The sequence below is a fragment of the bacterium genome (assembly GCA_019912885.1).
Taxonomy (GTDB): domain Bacteria; phylum Lernaellota; class Lernaellaia; order JACKCT01; family JACKCT01; genus JAIOHV01.
The window spans coordinates 22,304-29,290 of the sequence record JAIOHV010000035.1 but is presented as its reverse complement, the minus strand read 5'-3'; the positions used below and the strand labels follow the sequence as shown (position 1 = coordinate 29,290).

4 protein-coding genes are annotated in these 6,987 nt (G+C 64.6%); all 4 read left to right on the top strand.

Annotated features, from left to right (window positions below; genetic code table 11):
- Positions 1-578, top strand: a 578-nt coding sequence (locus tag K8I61_02985) for a hypothetical protein (GenBank protein ID MBZ0270973.1), incomplete at its 5' end; no start/stop codon positions are given.
- Between the two features lie 802 nt (positions 579-1,380).
- The gene (locus K8I61_02980) at positions 1,381-2,913 is read left to right on the top strand and encodes an NAD(P)-binding protein (protein ID MBZ0270972.1); all 1,533 of its coding nucleotides are present in this window, start codon (positions 1,381-1,383) and stop codon (positions 2,911-2,913) included.
- 185 nt (positions 2,914-3,098) lie between these two features.
- Complete coding sequence (locus K8I61_02975) at positions 3,099-5,180, top strand: hypothetical protein (GenBank protein ID MBZ0270971.1); 2,082 nt, start codon at positions 3,099-3,101, stop codon at positions 5,178-5,180.
- 254 nt (positions 5,181-5,434) lie between these two features.
- Entirely contained in the window at positions 5,435-6,985 is a 1,551-nt protein-coding gene (locus K8I61_02970; GenBank protein ID MBZ0270970.1) for an anion permease, read from the top strand.
- Positions 6,986-6,987: the final 2 nt, after the last annotated feature.

Genomic DNA, 6,987 nt, shown 5'->3' with positions numbered 1-6,987 from the left:
GCGCTGGGGTGGCGGGAGACGGGGGTAGGGTGCGAATTACCATGAGCGATCGGAACTTATTTCGGGTATTCGGCCACATTACTGACGACGACGATGCGACTTTGAACGCGTTATTGAACGACTCTAACGGAACACCTGTGAGACGTCGTCTTGATCCGAGGTCCGACCGTCCCTTCCCAAACAGTACCGATCTGGACCGCGCGCTCGCCCCGAACCTCGCGGGGATAGGGTTCGCTCGGCACATGCGTTTCAGTCACCCATTAACTGCGGAAGGATTTGAATTCGATTTTTGGAGAAGATCGGACCGTATCGCAATGGAAATTATGGGATATCGGGCCGATGACGAAATTTACAAGGACATTTTGAAATTCCACGTCCACGACTTGACACGAATTGGTGTTGTCTGGGTTCCGCGCTGGAAATGGATTTCAGGTTTACGTACGGAGACAAATTACCGCGCCGTTCGAAAAGCGCTTGCGTTCGCCGAGAGTTTTTTGAATATCGATGCGCTTGTTTTGGTCGCTTACGATTGGCGTGAGACTCAAGCCGAGTTTACCTGGCGCCTCGAACTCACTTAAGTCGCCGTTTATTGATAAGCATTCCAGAGCAGGTGGCGACATGCGGTGTCGGGAGAAGCGTGTTCGAAGCGGGCGGGATGCCCGCGCTCCCTGGGCTTGGCGCTTGAAGAGCCGAGCTGGTGCGCGGCGATCCCGGGGCACACCTTTGGCTTCGCGGACTCAGCCAAAAGTGTGGCATCCCGGAAAAGTAGGCGTGGGAATGCGACTTCCGAGGGCCGGCTTTTCGTTCGTTTCGGGCGGCCACTTGCTGACGCGCGTGGCTCTGTCATGGCAAAATGGGGACAGTCACCTATTTATTTTGACATGCGTTACGAAGCAGGTGAGGACACCTGCGGTCCCGGGGTGGAGCCGATGCGACATCGCGGGCGCGGCGTGGTTTTTGGCGGCGCGCGGCGAGCATTACCATTGCCAAACAGTGCTCGGCGGTCCCAGGCTTTCATCGCACCGTGTTCTCTGTGGCCTCTGTGTTGAAAAGTCTTCAGCCGAGCTGGGGCTCGGCGTTCCCAAGGGCATACCTTTGGCTTCGCGGACTCAGCCAAAAGTGTGGCATCCCGGAAAAGTAGGCGTGGGAATGCGACTTCCGAGGGCCGGCTTTTCGTTCGTTTCGGGCGGCCACTTGCTGACGCGCGTGGCTCTGTCATCGCAAGACACGCGCCCCGGGCGGCCACGTGCTGACGCGCGTGGCTCTGTCATCGCATGACCCGCTCCCTAACGGTCGCGGTTCGTATCAAGAAAATCCCCTCCGTGTTCTCTGTGTCCACTGTGGTAAAAGAAGATTTCTGAATCCTTGCGGAGCGAGCGTATGACCGCGTCACCGACATCGCGCGACAGGCCGGACGTTGTCGTCATCGGAAGCGGAGCGACGGGCCTTGCCGCCGCGGCGATGCTGGCGAAGGCCGGGTGCGGGGTGCGTGTGCTGGAGGCGCACCCGGAGCTTCTCGGCGGGCATGCGCGCACGTACACCATCGACGGCTACGATTTCTGCGCCGGGCCGCAGTACGTGTGGGATTTTCTGGGCGATGGCATCGGTGCGCGCGTACTGCGTTTTCTGGATATCGACGAGGCGCTGCCGTTTGCGCCGATGAATGCCGCGGGCATGGAGCGCGTTGTCGTCGGCGGTCGCGAAGCGTTCGAGGCGCCCCGGGGATTGGCCGCGTTTCGCGACGCGATGAGCCGATCGTTTCCCGGCGAGACGCAGGCGATCGACCGCGTCTTTGGCGAATTGATCCGCCTTGTCCCTGCCTGCCGCGTGCTTGCCGATCGGGGCCTTTTCGACGCGGGCGCCGCGCGCATGGCCGGCGCGGTGCTCGGATCGCGCGACGTGCCGATCGCGTCAAAATTTGCGGCGATGCGGCGCCTTCGCGCGACGCTCGACGATCTCGCGCGCGGTCTGTCACCCGCCGCGCGCCGCGTGTTGGGCGGGCACGAGGGCATCTTTCTGGAAAACGCGCGCGAGCTTTCCGCCGGCGTGTTCGCGGCCGCGACGGGCTTTTACCACGAGAGCGCGGCGCGGCCCGTTCCCGGATTTGCGCGGATGATCGACGCGCTGGCGGGCGTCGTGCGCGAGGCAGGCGGCGAGGTGCTGGCGGGTGTGCGTGCCGCGTCGCTCGAGATCGACGGCGGGCGCGTGCGTGCGGTGCGGACCACGGACGGTACTCGCTACGCGGCGGACATCGTCATCAGCAATCTTTCGCCCCGGCAGACCGCCGCGCTGCTCCCCGGCGGCGACAAAATGCGCTTTGCGTACGAACCGTCGAACACGTTCCTCTCCGCGTTTGTCGGCGTCAACGGCTACCCCGACGCCGCGCGCGATCTCGCCGGGAAAAATCTGTGGTGGTACCCGGATGACGCGGAGGTCGACTACACGTCGTGTGACATGACCGCCACGCCGCGCATGTTGTGCGGCGCGATCCAGGGACCGAAGGCCGGCGCGCAAAATACAGCCGACGCGTTTTCGATGGTCGTGTTCTGTCCGGGAAACTTCGCGCAGGCGAAAGCCGCGGCCGAGGCGGGCGACGCCGCGCACGATGAGCTTCGCGGGCGCGCGGGAGAACGGATTCTGTCCGCGCTCGACGGCGTGTTTCCCGGCATTCGCGCAAGGGTCGAGACGTTTCGCGTGCTGTCGCCGTGGGACGTATACACGGAGATTGGCGCGGAGTCGGGCAACGGCTACGGCCGGCGGCTGACGCCAAAGAGCGTGCTGGCCGGCGCGCGCGGCTTGCCTGCGATCGACGGATTGCACGTCGCGTGCGCCACGTGCGGCATGCCGGGAATCGCCAATGCGTTCCGATCCGCCGCGCTCCTCGTGCAGCGGCTGACCGGCGTGCGCGTCTGACTTCACGCCGCCGGATTGGTTTGCACGCCCACGTTCGCGCGATTCCTTCTTGACCGCGCACGCGTAACGATCCGTAAAATCGACGGCAAAATGGGATGGGCTCTTGTTTTTTCATCGACGCGGTTCGCGTCTTGCCTTCCGCATTCAGGAGGGCGTCAGGGCGCGCTCGTGAAGGAGGATGGGTTATGGGACGATTGAGTGTTCTGTTTCTTGCGGCGGCGGTTTGTTTTTTGGCCGCGCCGGCGTCGGCGAGCACGGATCTGTCCACGGCCATTGCCGACGGCCCCGCGGGGCTGAACCTGCCGACGGCGGCCATTAACGGCAACGACGTCTACATCGTGTCCGGCTACGACGCGGCGATCGGCTGGTCCGACGCGGTCTATCGCTACCTGATCGCCGAGGATACGTGGACGACCGACTCCAAGGGCGTAAACGGCCTGGAGCCGATCCCGACCGCGCGCACCGAGGCGTGCAACACCGGCATGATCCCCGGCTTCGACCAGTTCTGCGTCGTGGGCGGCGCGACAGGTTCCGGGTTTTCGTATGTCGGCCCGACCGACGCGGTGGAATGCTACGACCCGGCCACGAACTCGTGGGACTCGCTTGACCCGCTGCCCGACGAAGTGACGGGCGTGTTTTGCGCGCAGCACGGCGGCGTCATCTACGTGACGGGCGGCTATACCGGCAGCGCGTTCAACACCGCGCTGTGGTGGCTCGATACGGACGACCTCGTCTCCGGCTGGCAAACGGCCGGCTCCGTGCGTCCGGTCGGTTCGTTCGCCGGCGGCGGCGCCTTCACCCGCGAACCGGATATCGGCGGCGACGGCGAATGGCGCTTCTCGCAGTTCCTCGGGAGCGATCCCCAATCGACGCACTACGGCATCGACGGCGGCGGCTGGTCGACCGTGACGGCGTACGCCGACTGGACGTACCCGTGCGTTCTGCCGGACGGCCCGTACAACACGCTCGTGATCGGCGGCGGCGACTACCTCACCGGCCCGCCCTACACGACCTCGAACGCGGTTCGCTCGTTCGACTCCGCGGACGAGAACTGGACCGAAGCGACCGAGACGCTACCGCAGTCCCGCGCGGCGATGGCGTGCGTGCAGGATGACGAAGGAACGGTCTACATCTTCAATGGCTACACCACGGACCCCGAGAAGGACCAGCCCGGCGGATTCGCGTTGCGCTTCCAACTGTCGCGGTTGTACGTCGACAACGAGGACATGGAGCCGGAGGACGAGGTGTATTTCAGCGCGAGCGAGCAGCTTCGCGCGAACCTGAAGCTGCGCCTGTTCACGGAATCCGGCGGGTATGGAGCGGCGCTCGACTTCGAAGTCAAGGACAACGGAACCGGGCGGTTCACGCTTCCGGCGGGCCTTGCGTCCGGCGACACGTGGGCCGTCGGTTTCAACACCTTGACCGGCCGCCTGGCGACCGATTGCATGGACGTGGGGATGATCCCCGCGAACTACACGTTTCAGGAGAGCTTCCGGTTCGAGCGGTATCGCGAACATATCGGGATGCGCACCGAATTTGTCCTCCCGATTCCCGGCGCCACGCGGAGCTGGTGGGCCGCCGGCGATGGCGGCATGGACATTCGTATCCGCGAGCGTCCGTCCCAGCGCAAGGACGAGGATGACGACTACGCCATCCGCTTCGACGACTCGACAAACGAGATCGACGCGAGGTTTTACGCCGCCCTTTTTCCGTTCGAGCACAACCTGGCGACGATCTCTTATGACGCAATGTTCGAGGCGGGCGACGGTTTCTCCTTCGCGCTTTTCGACGAGGTGGGCGACGCGCCGAACGAGGCGTTCTGGGTCCACATGCTCAATGGCGGCGTCGCCATCGAAAATCACCTGACCAAGGCCACGACGGACTGCAACGTCTCGCTTTCGCTGGATCAATGGTACGCGTTTTCGCTCGAGATGGATCTGGACGCGGGCACGGCGGCGCTGTTTGTCGACGACGCGGCAACCGACTGCGCGGGCATCGCGATCCCGTTCGGCGACGGCGCGCCGGTGCAGGGCCTCGGCTTTGTGATGAGCGATCAGGTCAGCGGCGTTTCCTGGGCGGATAACATCACCGTGATGTCCGAGCCTGACCCTCCCGGAGACGATGACGACGACACGGACGATGACGATGCGGGAGACGACGATGCGGACGACGACGACGACGATGACGATGACGTCGATGACGACGATGACGACGCCGCGTCGGGCGACGACGATGACGATGACGATGACGGCTGCTGCGGCTGTTAGCTAGAAGAAGGCGGAAAGGCTGGAATGGTGGATAGACGGAAAGGCTGAAAGGCTGGAAGGTCGGAACAACCGAAGGCTTTAACGAACCGCGACCGTTAGGGAGCGGGTCTCAAACGTCGAATGAACCGACTACCGCGCCGGCGTGAAAACCGGCGCGGTTCTTTTTCGCGGCGGCGATATAGCGCGGTCGCCCGCGCGGTCGCCATGCGTCTTGATGTGATATGTAAAGGTAACGTCGCGGGAAAGCAGGAAGCATGAAGCAAACCCGTTTCGGGAAGACATTCGGATTTTTGCTGGGCATCACGCTTTTTCTGACGGGCGTTCTGACGCCGCCGCCCGCGGGGATGGCGCCCGAGGCCTGGCGCATGGCCGGCGTGGCGCTGCTCATGGCGTGCTGGTGGATCTCGGAGGCCGCGCCGATCGCCGTCGTCGCGCTATTGCCGCTCGTGCTGTTTCCGGTGCTGCGCATCATGCCGGCGAAAGAAACCGCGACCGCGTTCGGCGACGACATGATCTTCCTGTTTCTCGGCGGGTTCATGATCGCCTCCGCGCTCGAGCGCTGCGGGCTGCACCGGCGCATCGCCCTTTTTGTCATCCGCCTCATCGGCAGCGGCCCGCCGCGCGTCGTGTTTGGATTCATGCTCGCCACCGCCCTGCTTTCGATGTGGATCTCCAACACCGCGACGACGCTCATGATGCTGCCGATGGCGCTTGCCGTCGCGCGCCAGCTCTATCCGGACGAGGCTCCGGAAAGTCCGGCCGCGCGCGAATTCGGACAGGCGCTGATGCTCGGCCTCGCGTACGCCGCGTCGATCGGCGGCGTCGCGACGCTCATCGGCACGCCGCCGAACATCGTGTTCTCCGGATTTTTTCACTCGATGTATCCGGGCGCGCCGCGCATCACCTTCGCCGGCTGGATGCTGTTCGGCCTGCCGTTTTCCGCGGCCATGCTGCCGATCGCGTGGGGAGTCGTCACACGAAAACTCCGGAAACTCGATCCTTCCGCGCACGCGGGGCACGCCGCGCGCGACGTGATCCGCCGGGAAATCGATGCGCTGGGCGCGATGACCTCCGCGGAGCGCCGTGTCGGCGCGATTTTCCTTGTCACGGCGGCGGCGTGGATGTTTCGCGCGCCGATGGATTTCGGAGGCTTTCGCATCCCCGGCTGGTCGGGCGTTTTGCCCGAACCGGCGTGGATCACCGACGGCACGGTGGCGATTTTCATGGGCGTGCTGCTGTTTCTTGTACCTTCCGGCGTTTCGGCCGGCGGCGATCCGGGCGACGCGGGCGGCCGCCTGCTCTCGTGGAAATCCTTCGAGACGCGCGCGCCGTGGGGCGTGCTGCTGCTTTTCGGCGGCGGCTTCGCGCTCGCGAAGGGATTCACGGCGACGGGGTTGTCCGAATGGATCGGCGCGGGCGTCGCGGGTTTGTCCGCGGTCCCGACACCGCTTCTCGTCGTGATCGTGTGCCTCGCGATGACGTTTCTCACCGAGGTCACGTCAAACACGGCGACCGCGACGATGATCATGCCGATCCTCGGCGCGGCGGCGGCGAGCCTCGGAAAAAATCCGATCCTGCTGATGGCGCCCGCGGCCGTGTCCGCGTCGTGCGCGTTCATGCTGCCGGTCGCCACGCCGCCGAACGCCGTGGTGTTCGGAAGCGGCCGCGTTTCCATCCCCGCCATGGCAAGGGCGGGGTTCGTCCTCAACATCGCGGGCGTCGCCGTCGTGACGTTGCTTTTGTACTTGCTCGGCGGCGCCGCGTTCGGTATCGATTTCCGGGCGTTACCCGCGTGGGCGCACTAGTC